Source organism: Nocardioides sp. NPDC057767 (genome assembly GCF_042798275.1).
Lineage (GTDB): Bacteria > Actinomycetota > Actinomycetes > Propionibacteriales > Nocardioidaceae > Nocardioides.
The window spans coordinates 17,702-37,165 of sequence record NZ_JBHVKJ010000013.1 but is presented as its reverse complement, the minus strand read 5'-3'; the positions used below and the strand labels follow the sequence as shown (position 1 = coordinate 37,165).

The following is a 19,464-nucleotide window of genomic DNA, read 5'->3' as shown; positions in this document are numbered from 1 at the left end:
GTTGTCCGGCATGGACCTGACCTACTCCGCCGAGGACGAGGCCTTCCGTGCCGAGGTGCGCGAGTGGCTGGCCGATCATCTGGCCGGCGAGTGGGCCGCCCTGCGCGGCACCGGCGGCAACGGGCGCGACCACGAGTCGTACGAGGGCCGACTGGCGTGGAACCGCTACCTGGCTTCGCACGGGTGGACGTGCCTCGGCTGGCCGGAGGAGCACGGCGGGCGCGGCCTGCCGCTGTTCCAGCAGGTGATCTTCCACGAGGAGTACGCCCGGGCGGATGCCCCGACCCGCGTGAACCATCTCGGCGAGGAGCTGCTCGGGCCGACCCTGATCGCGCACGGCACCCCGGCCCAGCAGGAGCGGTTCCTGCCCAAGATCGTGGCTGTCGAAGAGCTCTGGTGCCAGGGCTACTCCGAGCCCGGTGCCGGCTCCGACCTGGCCGGCGTGCGGACCCGCGCACGCCTCGACGGCGACCGGTGGGTCGTCGACGGGCAGAAGGTCTGGACGTCGAACGCCCACCTCTCCGACTGGTGCTTCGTGGTGTGCCGCACGACGCCCGGCTCCGAGCGCCACCACGGGCTGTCCTACCTGCTCGTGCCGATGGCGCAGCCCGGCGTCGAGGTGAGGCCGATCCTGCAGCTCACCGGCACCTCCGAGTTCAACGAGGTCTTCTTCGACGGGGCGGTCACCGCGGCGGACCTGGTCGTCGGCGAGCCCGGCGACGGCTGGAAGGTCGCGATGGCGACCCTCGGGTTCGAGCGGGGCGTCTCCACGATCGGCCAGCAGGTCGGCTTCGCCCGCGAGCTGGAGACGGTCGAGGAGGCCGCCCGCTCCAACGGCACCATCGACGACCCCGCCATATCGTCCAGACTCGCCCAGGCCCATGTCGGGTTGGAGGTGCTCCGGCTGCACGCGCTGCGGACGCTCTCGGCGTACGACTCCGGCTCCTCGGGCCCCGAGGCGAGCGTCTCGAAGCTGCTCTGGGCCCGGTGGCACCGCGAGCTCGGCGAGCTGGCGATGGACGTCGTCGGCCTCGCCGGACTGACCACCGGCGAGGACTACGCCCTCGACCGGCTGCAGTCCCTCTATCTCTTCTCCCGCGCCGACACGATCTACGGCGGCTCGGACGAGATCCAACGGAACATCATCGCCGAGCGTGTCCTCGGCCTGCCACGAGAGGCCCGTGCATGAAGCCCGAACAGCCCACCCCCGCGTACGTCCCCGGCCACTCGCTCCTGGAGGGCCGGGTCGTCGTCGTGACCGCGGCCGCCGGCGCCGGGATCGGGGCGGCGGTGGTGCGGAAGGTGCTCGAGGAGGGTGCGAAGGCGGTCGTCATGTCCGACACCCACGAGCGGCGGCTCAAGGAGTCGCGCGACGCCCTGGCCGAGGAGTTCGGAGAGGACCGGATCACGGCCGTGAACTGCGACGTCACCCAGGAGGACCAGGTCCAGGCGCTGCTCGACGCGGCCGAGCCTTTCGGTGGCGTCGACGTGATGATCAACAACGCCGGGCTCGGCGGCACCGCGTCGGTGCTGGAGATGACCGACGAGCAGTGGTCGAAGGTTCTCGACATCACCCTGACCGGGACGTTCCGGTGCATTCGAGCGGTCGGGCAGCGGTTCGTGGCCGCGGGGAAGCGCGGCGTGATCGTCAACAACGCCTCCGTGATCGGCTGGCGGGCACAGGAGGGACAGGCCCACTACGCCGCGGCCAAGGCCGGGGTGATGGCGCTGACCCGCTCGGCCGCCGCAGACCTCGCCCCGCACGGCATCCGGGTCAACGCGGTCTCGCCGTCCCTGGCGATGCACCCGTTCCTGGAGAAGGTCACCTCGCCCGAGCTGCTCGTCGAGCTCAAGGGCCGCGAGGCCTTCGGCCGCGCCGCCGAGCCCTGGGAGGTCGCCAACGTCATGGTCTTCCTGGCCAGCGACTACTCGTCCTACATGACCGGCGAGGTCGTGTCCGTCTCCAGCCAGCACGCCTGATCGAGAGGATCACTGATGCCTGAGGCATTCATCATCGACGCGGTTCGCACTCCCGTGGGGAAGCGAGGCGGGGCGCTCGCCGGCATCCATCCGGCCGATCTCGGCGCACACTCGCTGGCCGCGCTCGTCGACCGCACCGGGATCGACCCGGGGGCTGTCGACGACGTGATCATGGGCTGCTGCGACACCATCGGCGGCCAGGCCGGTGACGTCGCGCGGACCGCGTGGCTGGTGGCCGGGCTGCCCGACCACGTACCCGGCGTCACCATCGACCGGCAGTGCGGCTCCTCGCAGCAGGCGGTGCACTTCGCGGCGCAGGGAGTGATGTCGGAAACGCAGGATCTCGTCGTCGCCGGCGGGCTGCAGAACATGTCGGCGATCCCGATCTCCGCGGCGATGCTGGTGGGGGCGCAGTATGGCTACACCACCCCGTTCGCCGAGTCGCCCGGCTGGGTGAAGCGCTACGGCGACCAGGAGGTCTCGCAGTTCCGCTCCGCCGAGATGATCGCGGAGAAGTGGGACATCTCGCGCGAGGACATGGAGGCCTACGCGCTGGCCTCCCATCAGCGTGCCAAGACCGCGATCGCGGAGGGGCGGTTCGACCGGGAGATCGTGCCGGTGGGCGACCTCGACACGGACCAGTGCCCCCGCGACACGTCCCTCGAGAAGATGGCCTCCCTGGAGCCGCTCGCTCCCGGCGGGCGGATCACCGCGGCGGTCGCCTCGCAGATCTGTGACGCCTCCTCGGCGCTGCTGGTCGCCTCCGCCCAGGCCGTACGCACCTTCGGCCTCACCCCGCGAGCCCGGATCCACCACCTCTCGGTCCGCGGTGACGACCCGGTCTGGATGCTCACCGGCCCGATCGAGGCGACCCGGCACGCTCTCGCCAAGACCGGCCTCACGGTCGATGACATCGACCTGTTCGAGTGCAACGAGGCCTTCGCCTCCGTCGTCCTGGCGTGGATGAAAGAGCTCGACGTCCCGCACGAGAAGGTCAACGTCAACGGCGGCGGCATCGCCCTCGGCCACCCCATCGGCGCCACCGGAACCCGGCTGATGACGACCCTCCTCAACGAGCTCGAGCGCACCGGCGGCCGCTACGGCCTGCAGACCATGTGCGAGGGCGGCGGGCAGGCCAACGTCACCATCATCGAGCGGCTCTGAGGATGGGCCTGACCGAGCCGGGTCAGGCTGGCTGCAGCCTGAGCGTCCGACGCTCGGCGGCCGGCGAGCCGGGGGTGGGGAACCAGCGGTGGATGACCGCCGCCTGGCCGGCGGTCCACAGGCCACTGACGACCCAGTAGACGAGCAGGGCGAGCGGGACGGTGCTGCCGGCGAGGAGCATGCCGCCAGCGGAGATGACGGGCATGAGCTCCTGGATCCGCAGCATCGACTCGGGCATGTCGGCGCGGACCATGTTGGGGAGCACCCACAGCCGCTGGCTGAGGTAGCTGACCGCGGCGGCGGTCGCGGCGAGACCGAGGGTGATCACCAGGTGGCTGGTGTCGCCGGAGAGGTAGCCGTGGCCGGTCAGCGGTGTGCCGAGGAAGGTCGCGGCACCCAGCGAGTCGACCAGCGAGGCGTTCATCGCGCCGACCGCGTTGCTCCGGCTGACGTCGGAGAGCAGGTGGTAGAGCGCCAGGAAGATCGGCAGCTGGGCGAAGGCGGCGAGGATGGCGAAGCGGGGTACGCCGTGCTCCTCGTTGATCTTCCGGCGCTCCTCCATCATCGCCATCATGTCGGCCTGGCTCGGGCTGCCCTTGGCGGCCTGCTTCTGGTACTTCTTCGTCAGCGCCTGGAGCTGCGGTCGGGCCCGGGCGGAGGCGTGCGCGTGGCGTACGCCGCGGATCGCCAGCGGCAGGAGGACGAGCCTGACCAGCACCACGACGGCGGCGATGGCCAGCAGCCAGCTGACGTTGGGGCCGACGGAGGCCAGGACGTGGTGGGCGCCGGCGAGGACGGCGGCGAGGGCGTGCGACAACGGGGCGAGAACGGACATGGGTGTGCTCCTGAGGGTGAGTGGGTAGGCCTGAGGGCTCGCCGGTGGGCGAGGAGTCAGACCTGCTCAGGAGCGCGCGGGCGGCGCGGGGAGCAGACCGGGTCGGTGACCCGGGCAGCGAGATGGTGCGGTCCGTCGGAGACGTCCGGAGGGACCGACGAACGGGCCCTGACCAGGGCGAACGCGCTGACGCCGTGGAGCGATCCGACCGCGACGGCCGCGAGCGCGGTCGAGACGGCGATGGTGAGCAGAGCCTGCTCGGGGTCGACGCTCATCAGCGCCGGGAGCATCAGCGTGAAAAGTGCGACGAGCGCGATGCGTACGCGGCTCGTCTCGGTGTTCACGCAGGTCAGTCTAGCGATCGTGGTCAACCGCGTCGTCAGGTCAGGTCACGGCGCATCAGCACGCGTGGGTGACCCGCGAGGACCGAGGTCGTGTCGGCGGCCCAGGTGAAGCCCGCCGCCTCGAAGTTTTTGCGGAGCCCGGCGTACGCCATCGTCAGGTCGACCTTCGCGCCCTGGTTGTCGAGCGGGTAGGCCTCGATGGCGGGGGCGCCGCGGTCGCGCGCGAACTCGACCGCACCCTCGATGAGCGTGTGGGAGATGCCCTGGCCGCGGTGGCCCGGCCGGACCCGGATGCACCACACCGACCACACCGGCAGGTCGTCGACGTGGGGGATCTTCCGGTTGCGGGCGAAGGTGGTGTCCGCACGCGGGGCGACGGCCGCCCAGCCGACCGGCTCGTCGCCGTCGTAGGCGAGCACGCCCAGCGGACCGTCGGCCAGCAGGTTGCGCACGAACTCCCCGCGCTCCTGACCGCGCATCTTGTTGTTGACCGTCGACGGGATCCGGTAGCTCAGGCACCAGCACACGCTGGCGTCGGCACGTTTGGGGCCGACCAGGGTGCGTACGTCCTCGAAAATTTCTGCCGGGCGGGCCTCGATCACCATGGCGTAAGCGTGCTGCTCAGGCGCGGGTCGCGTCCAGATGTTTCAGGCGGTCGGCGGCGCCGGCGATGATCCGGTCGACGAGCTCCTCGCAGGTGGGGAGGTCGTCGAGGAGGCCGACGACCTGGCCGCTGGAGAGCATCCCTGCGTTCGTGTCGCCCTCGACGAGCCCGGCGCGGAGGAGCATCGGTGTGTTGGCGGCCAGGACGACCTCGGCCCAGGTGCGGTCGCCGCCGTGCACCATGTTGCGGCCGTCCTTGACGAGCGTCCGCCAGGGCAGTCCGGACATCTCCTTGAACTGCCGGGTGCGTTTGAGCGTGCGAACGAGCTTGGCGGTGATGCCCTCCTTCTCGAGGGTGTCGATGAACTCCGTGCGTAGCAGCCGGTGCGGCATGCCGTCGGCCTTCGTGGTGACGACGGTCCCGTCGAGGCCGAAGGTCAGGTAGCGCTTCCGTACGTCCTCGGGGACCGCGGAGTCGGCGGTGAGCAGGAAGCGCGTGCCCATGCCGATGCCCGCCGCGCCGTAGGCCATCGCCGCGGCGAGGCCGCGACCGTCGAAGAACCCTCCCGCGGCGACGACGGGGATGTCGACGGCGTCGAGGACGCTCGGCAGGAGCAGGGTGGTCGGAACGGCACCGGTGTGGCCGCCGCCCTCGCCGCCCTGGATCATCACCATGTCGGCGCCCCAGCTCGCCACCTTCTTGGCGTGCTTGGCCGCCCCGATCGACGGCATCACGACGATGTCGTGCTCCTTGAGCCTGCTGATCAGCTCGGGTTTGGGTGCGAGGGCGAAGCTCGCGACCTTCACGCCGTGGTCGATGAGCAGCCGGCAGCGGGCGGGGGCGTCCGAGGCGTCGGCGCGCAGGTTGACGCCGAACGGCTTCTCGGTGCGCCCCTTGACCTCGACGATCGCCTTCTCGAGCTCGTCGAGGGTCATCGTGGCCGAGGCCAGGATGCCGAGGGCGCCCGCGTTGGCGGTGGCCGAGACCAGGCGTGGGCCGGCGACCCAGCCCATGCCGGTCTGCACGATCGGGTGGTCGACGCCGGTCAGCTCGGTGAGCTTTGTGCGGAACGTGGGCGCGGTGGTCATCGGCCGTCCTTCACGAAGGCGTCGCGGCGCTCGTCGGCGACGCCGGCGAGGTTGAGCTCGTAGGTGAAGCCCTGCTCGAAGCGGTAGGAGGCGTTCACGTCGACCGGGTCGATGCCGTTGAGCGCGGCCTTGGCGGCGCGGATGACCTGCGGGTCCTTCTGCGCGATCTGTCTGGCGATCTCGAGGGCCTTGTCGTCGAGATCCGCACGCGGGACGACCGCGTGGACGGACCCCAGCTCGTGGAGGCGCTGGGAGGTGATGGTCTGCGCGGTGAAGTAGAGGGTACGCAGCATGTGCTGCGGCACCAACCGGCTCAGGTGGGTGGCGGCTCCGAGGGCTCCGCGATCGACCTCGGGTACCCCGAAGAAGGCGTCGTCGCTGGCCACGATCGTGTCCGCGTTGCCGACCAGCCCGACGCCGCCGCCGAGGCAGAAGCCGTTGACCGCGGCGATGACCGGGACCGGGCACTCGTAGATCGCCTTGAAGGCGGCGTAGCAGCCGCGGTTGGCGCCGAGGATGCCCTCGAACCCTTCGATCTGCTGCATCTCCTTGATGTCCACGCCCGCGTTGAAGCCCTTGCCCTCGGCGCGCAGGATCACGACCCGGGCGCCGCTCTCGGCGGCGGTCGTGACCGCGTCGGCGACCTCGAACCAGCCCTTCACCGGCAGCGCGTTCACCGGCGGGTGGTTCATCGTGACGACGGCGATCTGCTCGTCGGTGATCTCGGTGGAGATGCCCATGGCGTCCGTCCTTGAATGTGCACTGCCTAACCTAGCGATTGCTTGGTAGCCTAGCAGTTGCTTGGTTCAAGCTGGCAAGGACGACGTACGCATCGACGCAGGGAGCACTCAATGACCGGACTGTTGGACGGCCGGATCGCGATCGTCACCGGAGCGGGGCGGGGGATCGGCCGGGCGCATGCGCTCGAGCTCGCCCGCCACGGCGCGAAGGTGGTCGTCAACGACTTCGGGGTCTCGCTGGCGGGGGAGGGCACCGGCGAGTCGCCCGCCGACCAGGTCGTCGCCGAGATCGTCTCTGCAGGTGGGGAGGCGGTTGCCAACGCCGCTGACGTGGCGGACTTCGCGGCTGCCGAGGCGATGGTGCGACAGGCGGTCGAGACGTACGGTGGGCTGGACATCCTCGTCAACAACGCAGGTTTCGTACGCGACCGGATGCTCGTCAACACCTCCGAGGAGGAGTGGGACGCGGTCATCCGGGTGCACCTGAAGGGCCACTTCGCCACGCTGCGGCACGCCGGTGCGTACTGGCGGGCGGAGTCGAAGGCCGGGCGTCAGCGGGAGGCCCGGGTCGTCAACACCTCCTCCGGCGCCGGCCTCCAGGGCTCGATCGGACAGGGCACCTACTCCGCCGCCAAGGCCGGGATCGCCGGGCTCACCCTCGTCGCCGCCGCCGAGATGGCTCGCTACGGCGTCACCGTGAACGCGATCGCGCCGGTGGCCAAGACCCGGATGACCGAGGGCGCCTTCGACACGTCCGCGATGGCACTGCCCGAGGACAACTCCCCGGTTGTCGCCTGGCTCGCCTCCGAGGACGCTCGCGACATCACTGGCCGGGTCATCGAGATCGACGGCCCGCAGATCACCGTCGAGAACGGCTGGGCCCACGGCCCCTCCGCCGACGCCGGGGCTCGCTGGGACGCCGCCGACGTCGGGCCGGCCCTGCGCAAGCTGCTCGCGCAGGCGCCTGAGCCGGAGCCGGTCTACGGGGCCTGAGAGGGCTGGGTTCGGGCCGACCGCCGCACGTGTAACACGTCGTTCGTAGGACTATCCGGTCGTCCTGATAGGGCGAGAAGACCTACGAACGACGTGTTACAGCTCGCGCGGCCCGTCAGCCGAGCTCCCCACACACAGTCGCCGCGATGTCCGCGAGCGGGACGTCGAGCGGCGTAGCGGCGGGGTCGTCGGAGCGGGTGAGGGCGGCGATGACGATCGGGGCGCCGTCGGGGGTCCAGGTGACGCCGACGTCGTTGCGCGTCGCATAGTCGCCACCGCCGGTCTTGTCGGCGAGCCGCCAGCCGGCCGGGACACCGGCACCGAACCGGGTGACGGTCGACTGGTTGGCGAGCATCCAGGTGAGCAGCTGATCCCGGCCCGCACCGCCGAGGGCGTCGCCGAGCACCAGCTTCGTGTAGGTGCCGGCGACGGCGCGCGGTGAGGTGGTGTCGCGCGGGTCGCCCGGGATCGCGCTGTTGAGGTCGGGCTCCCAGCGGTCGAGCCGGCTGACGGTGTCGCCGAGCGAGCGGGCAAACCGGGTGACCCCGGAGGGGCCACCGATCAGGTGGAGCAGCTCGTTGGCCGCGGTGTTGTCGGACCGCGTCATCGTCGCCTCGGCGAGCTGCGCGACGGTGAGTCCGTTGCGAACCGTGAGCGAGGTGACGGGTGAGTTCACGACGACATCGGTCGCGTCCCAGGTCAGACGCTGCTGGAGCGTACGTGCCGGCAGGTCGCGCAGGATCGCCGCCACGAGCAGCGTCTTGAAGGTCGACAGCATCGGGAAGCGCTCGTCGGCACGGTGCTCGATGACGCGTCCGGTGCGCATGTTCTTCGCCCAGACGCCGAGGTGACGCTGGTGCTTCTGCTCCAGGGCGGCGATCGAAGGGCTGTCGGCGGCGTACGCCACGGAGCTGCCGGCTCCGGTCGCGGCGACGGCGGCCGCTGTCGCGGCTCCGCCCAGGAGGGTGCGGCGGCTGAGGATCGGGTGAGTCATGCAGGCATCGTGACCCCGCCGTCGCGACGGCGTCCAAGGACGATCACGCATGGACGTATGCATCGCCGACATGGGACGAGGTGGAGGCGATCAGCCATCCTGTACGCGTGGACCTACTGCTTCACCTGCGCGGCTTCACCGCGGTCGCCGACGAGATGAGCGTCTCCGAGGCCGCCCTGGAGCTCGGCGTGGACCAGCCGCTCCTCAGTCGTCGCCTGCGTGCGCTCGAGCGGGAACTCGGGGTGGAGCTCCTCGACCGCAGCCGGCGCCAGATCGCGCTCACCCCGGCCGGTGCGGCGCTGCTGCCGCGGGCCCGGCACCTGATCGACCAGGCCGACCATCTGCTGCAGAGCATCCGCCGCCAGGATCGGGAGCCCTTCGCGGTCGCCGTGCCGTCCGGCTGCGACCCAGCGCCGCTGGCCCGGTTGGTCGCGCTGCTGGAGGGGGCGGCCGTCGACGTACGCCTCGCGACCTCGGCCGACGAGACCACCGAGTCGGCGGCCTGGACGGTCGAGGCGTGCGATCCCGACGTGGCCACCTGGGTCACGCCGCTCGGCGCCGCGACCGCTCCCGGCGCCACACCTGGGCCGGTGTCCCTCAGCGCACTCCGACCCCGTCGAGCCGGAGGACGAGGACGTACGCAGGTGCTGGCCCTCCCGCGGGACCTGGACGAACCCGACGGCCGCCTGCGACGACAGGCGGACCGGGCGGGCATCGGACCGGCCACCCTGCGCCGCGCGCCGCACTCGCTCGCGGTGGCCGAGACCCTGGCGCGACGCGGCACTCTGATCTGCGCGCGGCACGAGGCGGTGACGTACGGGCTGAGCTGGTCGCCCTTCGCCGACCCGGTACGCCGCGGTCACCGGCTGGTGGAGCAGCCGCCGGTGCCCGGACCGCTGGCCGCCGGCCCGGTGCGGGAACAGGCGCTCGCCCTGATCGGTGCGAGCATCGGCGTCGCCGAAGCAGGTGCCGAGTGAGCCCGCTGGTCGGCAGCGACCGAGGTCTGATCGATCTCGCCGAGGTCGCCGCCGAGCGCTTCCGGGACCTCCACGTCCGGGCCGCCCTCCTGGCCCGAGACATCGACACCGGCATCGAGGTCGGGGTCGGCGTCGACCGGCCGATGCCGCTGGCCTCGGTGGCCAAGGTGCCGCTGGCCCTGGTCGTCGCGGACCGGATCGCCCGCGGCGAGATCGACGGCGCCACGATGGTGACGCTGCCCGCGGCGGAGCGGAGCTACGGGCCGTACGGCATCTCCGCCTTCACCCACGACGCGACCTGTTCCGTCGCCGACCTGATGCTGATGATGCTCGGCCTCAGCGACAACGCCGCCGCCGATGCTCTCTTCGGCCTCGTCGCGCCGCGGGAGGTCGACGAACAGCTCGCCGAATGGGGTGTCGAGGGGCTGCGCGTGCGGCACCGGATGCAGCCGATGTACGACTACGCCACCCGCGTCGCCGGCCCCGACTTCGGCCTCGCCACCCAGCTCGCGGTCGAGGGACGGCGGCCGGGCGGACGGCATGTCATCGACTCGCTCGACGTCGAGCGCGCCACGATCGGCTCTCCGCGCGCCTGCGTCGACCTGCTCGAGCGCGTCTGGCGGGACGAGATCGCCAAGCCCGAGGCGACCGAGATGGTGCGACGCCTGATGGGCAAGCAGGTCTTCACCCACCGGATCGCCGCGGACCTGCTCGCCGACGACATCCACCTCGCCGGCAAGACCGGCGGGTTCCTCACCCTGCGGCACGAGATCGCCGTCGTCACCCACCCCGGCGGCCGGGTCGCCATCGCCGTACTCACCGACTCCGACCGCACTGCGCGCATCCAGAACGACGTCGACCTCGCCATCGCCGCCACCGCCCGAGACGCCGTCGACGCCCTCGCGTCTCGCCGCCCCTGAGCCGAGGCGTCACGTACGTCGGCCGACGCGCCTGACGTCTCGGCCGACGCGCCTGACGTCTCGGCCGACGCGCCTGACGCTTCGGCCGACGCGCCTGACGTCTCGCCCGACGGGCCGCCCTCTCGGCGATAAACCGGATGCTTCCCGTCCGGTAGCGGTGATGGAATATGCGGGTGCCCGTATTGCCCGGTTTTCTGAACAACCTGATCCCGCCGACGCCGTTGTCGAAGCGTCTGGCGACGCAGTCGCTGCTCTTCGCGGCGGGGGACGGGACGTTCAACACCGCGGCCGCGTTCTACCTGGTCGCGTTCGTGGGCCTGAGCCCGGCCCAGATCGGTGTGGGACTGACGGTCGCCGGGATCGCGAGCTTCCTCACCGCCTACCCGATGGGCCGGCTGGCCGACGTCATCGGCCCGAAGCGGATCTGGTCCATCAGCGCCCTGATCAGCGCGCTGATGTTCGCGACGATGCCGTTCATCCACGGCTTCTGGGCCTACCTCGCCGTCATCGTCGTCTTCGAGGTGGTCAACAACGCCGGCGGCGCCGGCCGCAATGCGTACGTCCTCGACGTCCTCCCCGACAGGGAGCGGGTCGAGACGCAGGCGTTCATGTACTCCAGCCTCAACCTCGGCTTCACCATCGGCGCCCTGATCGCCGGTGTCGCGCTCGCGCTGGACACCGACACGGTGCTGAAGTGGGGCGTGCCGTTCTTCGCGCTGGCGATCGGGATCGCCAACTCGGTCTGGATCACCCGGCTGCCGAAGGCGCCGCACGAGGAGCGCCGCGCGGCCGGCGAGGTCGTCGAGAAGCTGCCCGGTCCGGGCGCGCTGCGCAACGTCGGCTGGCTCCTGGTGACGACCTTCACCGGCACGCTGTGGTCCAACCAGGTGCTGCTGCACACCGTGATCCCGCTGTGGCTGGTCGAATACACCGACTCGCCGCGCTGGCTGCTGGCCTGGCTCTTCGCGACCAACACGGTGCTGTGCATCATCCTCCCGGCCTACACCTCGAAGGGCGTCCACAGCGTCCGCGACGCGCTGCGGCGCGTCTGGTGGAGCAGCGCGTTCTTCGTCGCCGCCTGCGCGATCACGCTGGTCACACACGACACCCGCGGCATCCTCACCATCTTCCTGGTCTGGGTCGGCCACGTGGCCGTGACCGGCGCCGAGCTGGCCATCGGCTCCGCCGGCTGGGCCTTCCAGGCAGAGCTCATGGACCCGGCCAGACGAGGTGAGTACGAAGGCGTCGCCGGCATCGGCCGCCAGCTCGGCGGCGCCTGGGCGCCGGCCCTGTTCACCTTCCTCGCGATGGGCTGGCACCCCGAGTTCTACAGCGGTGCGGGCTGGATCGTCATCGGCGCCATCATCGTCGCTGCCGCGGCCGCGATGCGCCCGTCGGTCATCCTGGCCGTACGTTTCAAGGAGACCCACTTCCCCCGCGAGGAGGAGCCCGAGCCGGCGGTCGCCTAGCCCGGCCGGATCAGTGCAGGATCGCCGCGATCCGGTCGCCGAGATAGGGCGCGAGGGTCGCGGCATAGAGCGGCGAGATGTGGAACCCGTCCTGATAGACCTGCAGGCTGCCGACGACAGGGGAGCAGGTCTCGGCCTCGCAGAAGTAGTCGGTGAGGTCGATGCGATGGGCGTTGGGCGTGAGCCGGGTGGCGCCGGCGGTGCCGTCGTCGCGTACGGCCTCGTCCCGGTCGCGCGCACAGGTCGACTCGGCGTCGAGTCCGGCGTCGTCGATGCACGGCTGGACGACGCGCGCGAACCGGGTGGTGCTGCCCTCGAAGATCGGGCTGTCCCGGATCGCGATGACCGGCACCGCCGGGTCGGGCCGGCTCGCCCAGGCCTCGGCGAGACCCTTGCTGAGGGCCTCGCCGGGCGTCTCGCCGTCGCGAGCCTCGACCGCGATCTGGCTGGAGTGGATGACGACGTACGCGTCGATCCCCGGCTCCGCCTCCAGATGGGCGGCGAGCTGCGACTTCCACTCCTGGCACAGGTCGACGGTCGTCCGCGGTGACCCCACGCGGTCCCGGGCGTTCCAGTGGCAGCCGGCACGGCTGGCGACGTCGATGCGCCAGCCGCGACGCTCGGCGATCTCGCGATAGGCGGGGACGAGCTGGTGGTTGTGCGAGTCGCCGATCGCCAGGAGCCGGCGCGAATAGCCCCGTGAAGGCCCGAGCGTGCACACCTTGAACCGCACCGGCCGCTCCTTGTTGGACCAGCAGTCCGACCCGTCGGGCGCCTGGTAGCCGAGACTGGCGTCGAGCAGCCGGCCCGGAGCCTCGCAGCCGGTGGTTGCCGGGTCCAGGGTGGCGGCACCGATGCAGCCGGCGTACCTCTTCGCCGCCTCGATCGCCGCCTGCCTCGCCGCGGCGTCCTGGCGCTCCACCTCGGCGGCGCCGGTGAGCGTCCCGGCCGCGACGAGCGCGAGCACCACCGGGACGGTCGCGAGCCGCCGGAGCCCGGCGAAGGACCGCCCTGCGCGCGTGACCGGCACCTCGACGTAGCGGTGGGTGAGCCAGGCCAGCGCCACCGAGGCCGAGAGCACGACCACGGCGGCGGGAAGGGTGATCCGGGTGGCGTACGTCCAGCTCAGCCAGGCCACGAGCAGCGGCCAGTGCCACAGATAGAGGGGGAAGGAGATGTCCGCGACGAACCGCAGCGGTCTCACCGCGAGGAGTCGCTGCGGCCCCCATCGCGCCGCCGACCCGGAGCCGATCACGACCAACAGCGCCCCGCCGACCGGCCACAGTGCCCACGGACCGGGGAAGAGCGCCGCGCCGTCGAGCACGAACCCCGAGCTCGCGACCAGCAGCAGCCCGAGCCAGGTGATCGCCGGGCGCATTGCGTCCGGCGGACGCAAATGGTCGAGCCCGAGCGCGAGGAGGGCCCCCACCCCGAGCTCCCAGAAGCGAGCCCCGGTGTGGAAGTACGCCACCTGCTGGTCGGAGATCCCGAGCCGCCACGCGAAGACGAACGAGACGACCGCCCCCACCGCCACGACGAGCGCCAGCACGAGCCGCAACCGACCCCGCGCCAGCCACCCGACCAGCACCACGACCACCGGCCAGACCAGCAGGAACTGCCCCTGCACCGCCAGTGACCAGAAGTGCTGCAGCGGGCTCGCGCTCGGCCCGGCCGCCCCGTAGGCGAGCTGCGTCCGGATCATCTCCCAGTTCAGGACGTACGCCGCCGACGCAGCGATCTCCCGCAGCGTCGAGCCCCACATCGCCCGAGGCATGACCGCGACCATCAGCACCGCTGTCCCCGCGAGCACGACCAGGGTGGGGGCCGAGAGCCGGAGGAACGTACGTCCGTAGTGGTCGGCCAGCCGCAGCTCGGAGGCCGCGACCCGGCGGACCAGCGACCGGGTCACCAGGAACCCGGTGAGCGCCAGGAAGACGTCGACACCGCCGGAGACGCGGCCGTTGCCGAAGAGGTGGAAGACCACCACGAGCGCCAGCGCGAGCCCCCGCAGCCCGTGTATCTCGGCGATCCGCTGGGGGCGGCTGGGCTCTGGCATCGGGTCAGGCTAGGTCGGCCCGGTGACCCCCGGGAGACGCCCAGATGAAGCCGAGTCGGCGCATCCTGACCAAGAACGACGCCGAGTCGGCTCGTCATGACGGGCCGACTCGGCAGGGTTTCGGTGAAGATGCGCCGGCTCGGCGGTCAGGAGCCGAGGACCTGCTCGAGGTGGGCGTTGCCCAACGTGCGCGACGGGTCGAGCTTGTCGCGCAGCGCGACGAAGTCGCCGAACCGCGGATACCGTTCGGCCAGGTCGGCGGCGGAGAGCGTGTGCATCTTGCCCCAGTGCGGGCGGCCGCCGGCCTCACCGGCGATCCGCTCGAAGGCCGCGAAGTACTCCGCACGCCACGGCGACGTCGGGGCGGTGTGGATGGCGATGTAGACATTCTCGCGCTCGAACCCGGTCGACAGCGGGATGTCGTCGGCGCCCGCGACCCGCACCTCGACCGGGAAGGAGATGTTCCACGAGGACGCCTCGACGGCACGCTGCAGCGAGGCGAGGACCCCCATGCCGGCAGCCCGCGGGACGGCGTACTCGCTCTCCACGAACCGCACCTTCCGCTGCGAGGTGAAGACCCGGTAGGAGATGTCGGTGAACTCGCGCGGCGAGAGGGCGGAGGCGGCGAACCGAGCCAGCGGCTTGACCAGGCCGGGGACGCGGAGCCCGAGCCCGACAGTCGCGCCGAACGCGGTGTTGGAGAGCAGCTCGTCGTCGAACCAGCCTCGGACCCGGCCCACCGGTGCCAGCGGCGTCTCCGGCAGCGGGAGCCGGGTGTTTTGCTTGGTCAGCACCCGGGTGGTGTGCGGGAACCAGTAGAACTCGAAGTGGTCGGTGCCCGAGGCGTGCTCCTCGAAGGCGCTCATCACGTCGGCGAGCTCGCCGTTGCCCTCGCGCGCGTTCAGCGCGAACAGCGGCTCGGTCTGCAGCGTGACCTCGACGATGATCCCGAGCGCACCGAGCCCCACGCGAGCGTGGTCGAAGACCTCGGGATTCTCCGTCGGTGAGCACGAGAGGACGGAGCCGTCGGCGAGGAGCAGCCGGAGGCCGCGTACCTGGGTCGCCAGGCCGCCGAAGCGGGCTCCCGTGCCGTGGGTGCCGGTCGAGATCGCGCCGGAGATCGACTGCTCCTCGATGTCGCCGAGGTTGGTCATCGAGAGCCCGAGCGCCTCGAGCGCACGGTTGAGCACCTTGAGGCGGGTGCCGCCGCGGACCGTCACGAGCCCGGTGGTCGAGTCGGCCCGCACGATCCCGGAGATCCGGTCGAGGCTGACCTGGACGTCCACCGGCGAGCCGATCGCGGTGAAGGAGTGGCCCGCGCCGATCGGCTTGACCTTCCGGCCGGCCTCGGTCGCAGCGACCACGACCGCTGCGAGCTCTGCCTCGTCGCGTGGCACGGCGACCTCGACCGATCCCGCGTGCTGGTTGCCCGCCCAGTTCTGCCACTGACTCACGCGGGCAAGGATGTCGGCTCCGCAGCCGACGGTCAACGGCGTCGAGCGACGGCGTATGGATTTTGGCGACAACATGTCGCTATCATCGCGACATGTTGTCGCCAAAAGTCGGGGGTCACCCGTGTTCTTAGCTCTGCGTGAGATCGTGTTCGCGCGCGGTCGGTTCGCCATCATGGGAGCGGTGGTTGCGCTCATCGCGGTCCTGATGGTCCTGCTCAGCGGCCTCTCCGTCGGCCTCGTCAACGACGGTGTCTCCGGTCTTCAGCGGATGAAGACCACCTCGTTCGCCGTTCAGGAGGACATCGGGAAGGACTCCGCCTTCTCGCGCAGCGTCATCAGCAGCGAGGCGGTCGACGTCTGGGCCGAGCGGGACGGTGTCGAGGAAGCGGCCCCGTTCGGAAACACCCTCGTCAACGGCCGGACCAGCCGCGACGTCGACATCGACCTGGCTCTCTTCGGCATCGAGCTCGACTCCTTCCTGGCTCCCGAGGTCGCCGAGGGGACCGCGCTGACCGGGGCTCCCGACGAGATCGTCGTCAGCGCCACCGCCGCCGAGGACGGGGTCGAGGTCGGTGATGTGGTCACCGTCGAGCAGACCGGCACCGAGGTCCGGGTTGTCGGTGTCATGGCCGATCAGCACACTTTCGGCCACGTCGACGTGGGCTATCTTCCGCTGCGCACCTGGCAGGAGATCCGCGCCGGTGTCCGTGAGGGCGACCAGGTGCCCGACCGGGTCTACGACGAGATCACCGCCGTCGCCGTGGTGGGTGACGGCGTCGACCTCGCCGCCGGGGACAAGGCGGCCGGCACCACCTCGATGACCGCGGAAGAGTCGTTCGGAGCCTCGCCCGGATACACCGCGGAGACCTCGACCCTGAGCCTGATCCAGGGCTTCCTCTACGCGATCTCGGCTCTCGTCGTCGGAGCCTTCTTCACCGTCCTCACCATCCAGCGCAAGAACGAGATCTCGGTGATGCGGGCGATCGGGGCGAGCACGAGGTACCTCCTGCGCGACAGTCTGGTCCAGTCGGTGATCCTGCTCGTCGTCTCGGCGGCCGTGGGCGTCGCGCTGGGCGTGGCGATGGGCGCCGGCATCGCCACGACCCCGATGCCGTTCGCCCTCGAGGCCGGGCCGATCGCGGCCGCCACCGGTTCGCTGCTCGCGCTCGGTGTGCTCGGCGCGGCCGCAGCCGTCGTACTCATCGTCCGGGTCGACCCGCTGACCGCTCTGGGAGAGAACCGATGACCGACCACACACTCGTCCTCGACCAGGTCAGTCTGCGGCACAGCGACGGCGACGAGACGATCACCGCCCTCGACAACGTCGACCTTCGGGTCGCGCCGGGCGAGATCGTGGCGATCGTAGGGCCGTCCGGTGCCGGCAAGTCCAGTCTCCTCGCCGCCGCGGGCGGGCTCATCCGGCCCACCTCGGGCACCGTCGCCGTCGGTGGCACCGACCTCTCCGGGCTCTCGGACAGGCGGCTCACCGAGCTTCGGCGTACCCGCATCGGGTTCGTCTTCCAGGCGAGCAACCTGGTCCCCGCCCTCAAGGCGGTCGACCAGCTCCGGCTGCCGCTCACCTTCGGCAAGGTCAGCGACCCCCGGGTGCCCATGGAGCTCCTCGAGGAGGTCGGGATGTCGCACAAGGCCAAGCGCCGTCCGCACCAGCTCTCCGGCGGTGAGCGTCAGCGCCTCGGCATCGCTCGGGCCCTGGTCACCCGGCCGCAGGTGCTGCTGGTCGACGAGCCGACCGCGGCGCTGGACCGACAGCGCAGCCAGGACGTGGTGGCGTTGCTGGCCGCGGAGACCAAGGCGCAGGGGGTCGCGACCATCATGGTGACCCATGATCACGAGGTGCTGCACCACTGCCATCGCGTACACGAGATGATCGATGGCAGGCTGGGGGCGCCCGCACCCTGCTGACCGATGAGAGGATGGCCCGTGCCCCGGATCACCGCCCCGACCGTGGCAGCGCATCGCGAACAGCAGTTGCGTGCCGTGCTCGACAGTGCCCGGGCCATCCTCGGCGAGACCCGGACGGCACCCACCCTCGCCGCGACCGCCGAGCGCGCCGGCATGGCCCGTTCCAGCATCTACCGCTACTTCTCGTCCAACGCCGAGCTCCTGGCAGCGATCGTCGACGACGTCCTTCCGGAGTGGGCGGGTCAGGTCCATGACCGGGTCGAATCAGCAGGTACGCCGGGGGAGAAGGTCTGGGCCTACGTCTGCGCCAACATCGACCTGTTCTCCTCCTCCGAGCAGGACGTCGCCAGCGCGCTGACCGAGGTCGCCGATCCGCGCATGCTCAAGGAGCCGATGGAGGCGTTCCACGCCGACCTGCAGAAGCCACTGGTCGCTGCCCTCGCCGATCACGGCGAACCGCGTCCCGCCGCGATGGCCGAGGCGATCGAGAGCGCCTTGGTGCGGGTGGCGCGCGGTGTCGGAACGCCGGCGGAGGATCCACTGAGCAAGGACGAGGCGCTGGCGATCCTCCGGCGGATGCTCGGCGACTACCTAGGTCTCATCTGAGCACGGGCGTCGACGCCAGCCCGCCCGGCGGCACAGTTCGTCATCTGCCGTTGACGCGGGCGCCGCGCGCGGCATAGACACTTGGGTCGTGGTCAAGCCCTCTATTCAACGCTCCCACCATCTCTCGGCCCAGCAGCACGAACGGCTCGATCGTGCGACCGCCGCTCTCGACGGACCCGTCGGGGCGGTGGACCTGGAGGCGTTCGACGCCAACGCCGACGACCTCGTGCGCCGAGCCGCCGGCACCCCGATCCGAGTCGCCAGCAAGTCCGTACGCTGCCGGGCGCTGATCGACCGTGTGCTGGCCCGGGAGGGATACGAGGGGATCCTGGCCTTCACGCTGCCCGAGGCGCTGTGGCTGGCCGAGACGCACTACGACATCGTGATCGGCTACCCGACCGTCGACCGGGCCGCGCTCGCCGCGCTCGCGAAGGACGAGGAGAAGCTCGCCCGGATCACGCTGATGGTTGACAGCGCCGAGGGGTTGGCGCTGGTCAAGGCCGCCATCGGCACCCCGGCCGCCCCCTTACGCGTGGCCATCGATCTCGACGCCGCACTGGTCGTCGCGCGCCGCATCTGGCTCGGCGCCCGCCGCTCGCCGGTCCGCACCCCGGAGGACGCCGTAGCGCTGGCCCGGATCATCGCCGAGGACCCTGACTTCCAGCTGGTCGGGCTGATGGCCTACGAGGGCCAGGTCGCCGGCACCGTCGACCGCCCGCTCGGCGGCAACCCGCCCGTGCCCGTGATCCGGCGGATGAAGAAGGCCTCCATCGCCGAGATCACCGAGCGCCGCGGGAAGATCGTCGCGGCCGTACGCTCTCTGACCGATCTGGAGTTCGTCAACGGCGGCGGCACCGGCTCGATCGAGTCCACGAGGGCCGACACGTCGGTCACCGAGATCGCGGCCGGGTCCGGGCTCTACGGCCCGACCCTCTTCGACCGCTACGACGGCTTCACCCCTCACCCGGCGGCCTACTTCGGGCTGAGCGTGGTGCGCCGTCCCGCGCCCGGCATCGTCACCGTCGCCGGTGGCGGCTGGATCGCCTCGGGCCCGCCGGGACTCGACCGGGTCCCGAGCCCCACCTACCCCTTCGGCCTGGAGTACGTCGGCACCGAAGGCGCCGGGGAGGTCCAGACCCCGCTGCGCGGGCATGCCGCCGACGAGCTCGCGATCGGCGACAAGGTCTGGTTCCGCCATGCCAAGGCCGGCGAGGTCTGCGAGCGGCTCGACACCCTCCACCTGATCGAGGGCGACTCGATCATCACCGTCGCACCGACCTACCGCGGCGAGGGCCAGACCTTCCTGTGACCTGCCGG

Annotated in this window: 19 protein-coding genes; 11 read left to right on the top strand and 8 right to left on the bottom strand. The window is 71.1% G+C overall.

Annotation, left to right across the window (positions count from 1 at the left end; all coding sequences use genetic code 11):
- Positions 1-10: 10 nt before the first annotated feature.
- The 3 genes from ACFVDI_RS09025 to ACFVDI_RS09015 are packed head-to-tail and all read left to right on the top strand — an operon-like array spanning position 11 to position 3,144.
- Positions 11-1,189 carry an acyl-CoA dehydrogenase family protein gene (locus ACFVDI_RS09025; RefSeq protein WP_378903174.1) on the top strand — a complete coding sequence of 393 codons (1,179 nt, stop codon included), beginning with the start codon at positions 11-13 and terminating at the stop codon, positions 1,187-1,189.
- Positions 1,186-1,980 (top strand): SDR family oxidoreductase, encoded by a 795-nt coding sequence (locus tag ACFVDI_RS09020; protein WP_378903171.1) that lies wholly within the window; start codon positions 1,186-1,188, stop codon positions 1,978-1,980. Before ACFVDI_RS09025 ends, ACFVDI_RS09020 begins: the two co-directional genes overlap by 4 nt.
- Positions 1,981-1,995: 15 nt before the next feature.
- A complete protein-coding gene (locus ACFVDI_RS09015) occupies positions 1,996-3,144 on the top strand; it encodes an acetyl-CoA C-acetyltransferase (RefSeq protein ID WP_378903168.1) in 1,149 nt (382 codons plus the stop codon).
- Between the two features lie 22 nt (positions 3,145-3,166).
- Here ACFVDI_RS09015 and yidC read toward each other — a convergent pair whose 3' ends face one another.
- The 5 genes from yidC to ACFVDI_RS08990 are packed head-to-tail and all read right to left on the bottom strand — an operon-like array spanning position 3,167 to position 6,755.
- On the bottom strand, positions 3,167-3,979 hold the full coding sequence (gene yidC / locus ACFVDI_RS09010; protein WP_378903165.1) for a membrane protein insertase YidC: 813 nt from the start codon (positions 3,977-3,979) through the stop codon (positions 3,167-3,169).
- A gap of 56 nt (positions 3,980-4,035) precedes the next feature.
- A complete protein-coding gene (locus ACFVDI_RS09005; RefSeq protein ID WP_378903162.1) occupies positions 4,036-4,323 on the bottom strand; it encodes a hypothetical protein in 288 nt (95 codons plus the stop codon).
- A 35-nt stretch (positions 4,324-4,358) separates the two neighbouring features.
- On the bottom strand, positions 4,359-4,928 hold the full coding sequence (locus ACFVDI_RS09000; RefSeq protein ID WP_378903159.1) for a GNAT family N-acetyltransferase: 570 nt from the start codon (positions 4,926-4,928) through the stop codon (positions 4,359-4,361).
- Between the two features lie 16 nt (positions 4,929-4,944).
- Positions 4,945-6,015 (bottom strand): NAD(P)H-dependent flavin oxidoreductase, encoded by a 1,071-nt coding sequence (locus ACFVDI_RS08995; protein ID WP_378903156.1) that lies wholly within the window; start codon positions 6,013-6,015, stop codon positions 4,945-4,947.
- On the bottom strand, positions 6,012-6,755 hold the full coding sequence (locus ACFVDI_RS08990; RefSeq protein WP_378903153.1) for an enoyl-CoA hydratase family protein: 744 nt from the start codon (positions 6,753-6,755) through the stop codon (positions 6,012-6,014). The genes ACFVDI_RS08995 and ACFVDI_RS08990 overlap by 4 nt, the downstream gene beginning before the upstream one ends.
- 111 nt (positions 6,756-6,866) lie before the next feature.
- Here ACFVDI_RS08990 and ACFVDI_RS08985 point away from each other — a divergent pair, with 111 nt between their 5' ends.
- The gene (locus ACFVDI_RS08985) at positions 6,867-7,748 is read left to right on the top strand and encodes an SDR family oxidoreductase (RefSeq protein ID WP_378903150.1); all 882 of its coding nucleotides are present in this window, start codon (positions 6,867-6,869) and stop codon (positions 7,746-7,748) included.
- A gap of 115 nt (positions 7,749-7,863) precedes the next feature.
- On the opposite strand, the gene bla is transcribed toward ACFVDI_RS08985, so the two are convergent.
- On the bottom strand, positions 7,864-8,742 hold the full coding sequence (gene bla / locus ACFVDI_RS08980; protein ID WP_378903147.1) for a class A beta-lactamase: 879 nt from the start codon (positions 8,740-8,742) through the stop codon (positions 7,864-7,866).
- A 107-nt stretch (positions 8,743-8,849) separates the two neighbouring features.
- On the opposite strand from bla, the gene ACFVDI_RS08975 reads away from it, so the two are divergent.
- From ACFVDI_RS08975 to ACFVDI_RS08965, 3 genes are all read left to right on the top strand, one after another.
- Positions 8,850-9,719: a LysR family transcriptional regulator gene (locus ACFVDI_RS08975; RefSeq protein WP_378903144.1), complete on the top strand. Its 870-nt coding sequence runs from the start codon at positions 8,850-8,852 to the stop codon at positions 9,717-9,719.
- Positions 9,716-10,639: a serine hydrolase gene (locus ACFVDI_RS08970; protein WP_378903141.1), complete on the top strand. Its 924-nt coding sequence runs from the start codon at positions 9,716-9,718 to the stop codon at positions 10,637-10,639. The genes ACFVDI_RS08975 and ACFVDI_RS08970 overlap by 4 nt, the downstream gene beginning before the upstream one ends.
- A 173-nt stretch (positions 10,640-10,812) precedes the next feature.
- Positions 10,813-12,108: an MFS transporter gene (locus tag ACFVDI_RS08965; RefSeq protein ID WP_378903137.1), complete on the top strand. Its 1,296-nt coding sequence runs from the start codon at positions 10,813-10,815 to the stop codon at positions 12,106-12,108.
- A 10-nt stretch (positions 12,109-12,118) separates the two neighbouring features.
- Here ACFVDI_RS08965 and ACFVDI_RS08960 read toward each other — a convergent pair whose 3' ends face one another.
- Positions 12,119-14,164, bottom strand: a complete 2,046-nt coding sequence (locus tag ACFVDI_RS08960) for an acyltransferase family protein (RefSeq protein WP_378903134.1) — start codon at positions 14,162-14,164, stop codon at positions 12,119-12,121.
- A gap of 146 nt (positions 14,165-14,310) precedes the next feature.
- Positions 14,311-15,618, bottom strand: a complete 1,308-nt coding sequence (locus tag ACFVDI_RS08955) for a D-arabinono-1,4-lactone oxidase (protein ID WP_378903131.1) — start codon at positions 15,616-15,618, stop codon at positions 14,311-14,313.
- A 181-nt stretch (positions 15,619-15,799) separates the two neighbouring features.
- Between ACFVDI_RS08955 and ACFVDI_RS08950 the strand changes: the two genes are divergently transcribed.
- The 4 genes from ACFVDI_RS08950 (at position 15,800) to ACFVDI_RS08935 (ending at position 19,456) form a co-directional block, all read left to right on the top strand.
- The gene (locus ACFVDI_RS08950; protein WP_378903128.1) at positions 15,800-16,864 is read left to right on the top strand and encodes an ABC transporter permease; all 1,065 of its coding nucleotides are present in this window, start codon (positions 15,800-15,802) and stop codon (positions 16,862-16,864) included.
- A complete protein-coding gene (locus ACFVDI_RS08945; RefSeq protein ID WP_378903125.1) occupies positions 16,861-17,541 on the top strand; it encodes an ABC transporter ATP-binding protein in 681 nt (226 codons plus the stop codon). The genes ACFVDI_RS08950 and ACFVDI_RS08945 overlap by 4 nt, the downstream gene beginning before the upstream one ends.
- A gap of 18 nt (positions 17,542-17,559) precedes the next feature.
- A complete protein-coding gene (locus ACFVDI_RS08940) occupies positions 17,560-18,147 on the top strand; it encodes a TetR/AcrR family transcriptional regulator (RefSeq protein ID WP_378903122.1) in 588 nt (195 codons plus the stop codon).
- A gap of 88 nt (positions 18,148-18,235) precedes the next feature.
- Positions 18,236-19,456 carry an amino acid deaminase/aldolase gene (locus tag ACFVDI_RS08935; RefSeq protein WP_378903119.1) on the top strand — a complete coding sequence of 407 codons (1,221 nt, stop codon included), beginning with the start codon at positions 18,236-18,238 and terminating at the stop codon, positions 19,454-19,456.
- The last annotated feature ends 8 nt before the right edge of the window (positions 19,457-19,464 follow it).

Excerpts from the sequence above, each read along its gene's own strand:
- ACFVDI_RS09025 (WP_378903174.1), top strand. The coding sequence starts at position 11 with ATGGACCTGACCTACTCCGCCGAGGACGAGGCCTTCCGTGCCGAGGTG.
- ACFVDI_RS09020 (WP_378903171.1), top strand. The coding sequence starts at position 1,186 with ATGAAGCCCGAACAGCCCACCCCCGCGTACGTCCCCGGCCACTCGCTC.
- ACFVDI_RS09015 (WP_378903168.1), top strand. The coding sequence starts at position 1,996 with ATGCCTGAGGCATTCATCATCGACGCGGTTCGCACTCCCGTGGGGAAG.
- yidC (WP_378903165.1), bottom strand. The coding sequence starts at position 3,979 with ATGTCCGTTCTCGCCCCGTTGTCGCACGCCCTCGCCGCCGTCCTCGCC.
- ACFVDI_RS09000 (WP_378903159.1), bottom strand. The coding sequence starts at position 4,928 with ATGGTGATCGAGGCCCGCCCGGCAGAAATTTTCGAGGACGTACGCACC.
- ACFVDI_RS08995 (WP_378903156.1), bottom strand. The coding sequence starts at position 6,015 with ATGACCACCGCGCCCACGTTCCGCACAAAGCTCACCGAGCTGACCGGC.
- ACFVDI_RS08990 (WP_378903153.1), bottom strand. The coding sequence starts at position 6,755 with ATGGGCATCTCCACCGAGATCACCGACGAGCAGATCGCCGTCGTCACG.
- ACFVDI_RS08985 (WP_378903150.1), top strand. The coding sequence starts at position 6,867 with ATGACCGGACTGTTGGACGGCCGGATCGCGATCGTCACCGGAGCGGGG.
- bla (WP_378903147.1), bottom strand. The coding sequence starts at position 8,742 with ATGACTCACCCGATCCTCAGCCGCCGCACCCTCCTGGGCGGAGCCGCG.
- ACFVDI_RS08960 (WP_378903134.1), bottom strand. The coding sequence starts at position 14,164 with ATGCCAGAGCCCAGCCGCCCCCAGCGGATCGCCGAGATACACGGGCTG.
- ACFVDI_RS08945 (WP_378903125.1), top strand. The coding sequence starts at position 16,861 with ATGACCGACCACACACTCGTCCTCGACCAGGTCAGTCTGCGGCACAGC.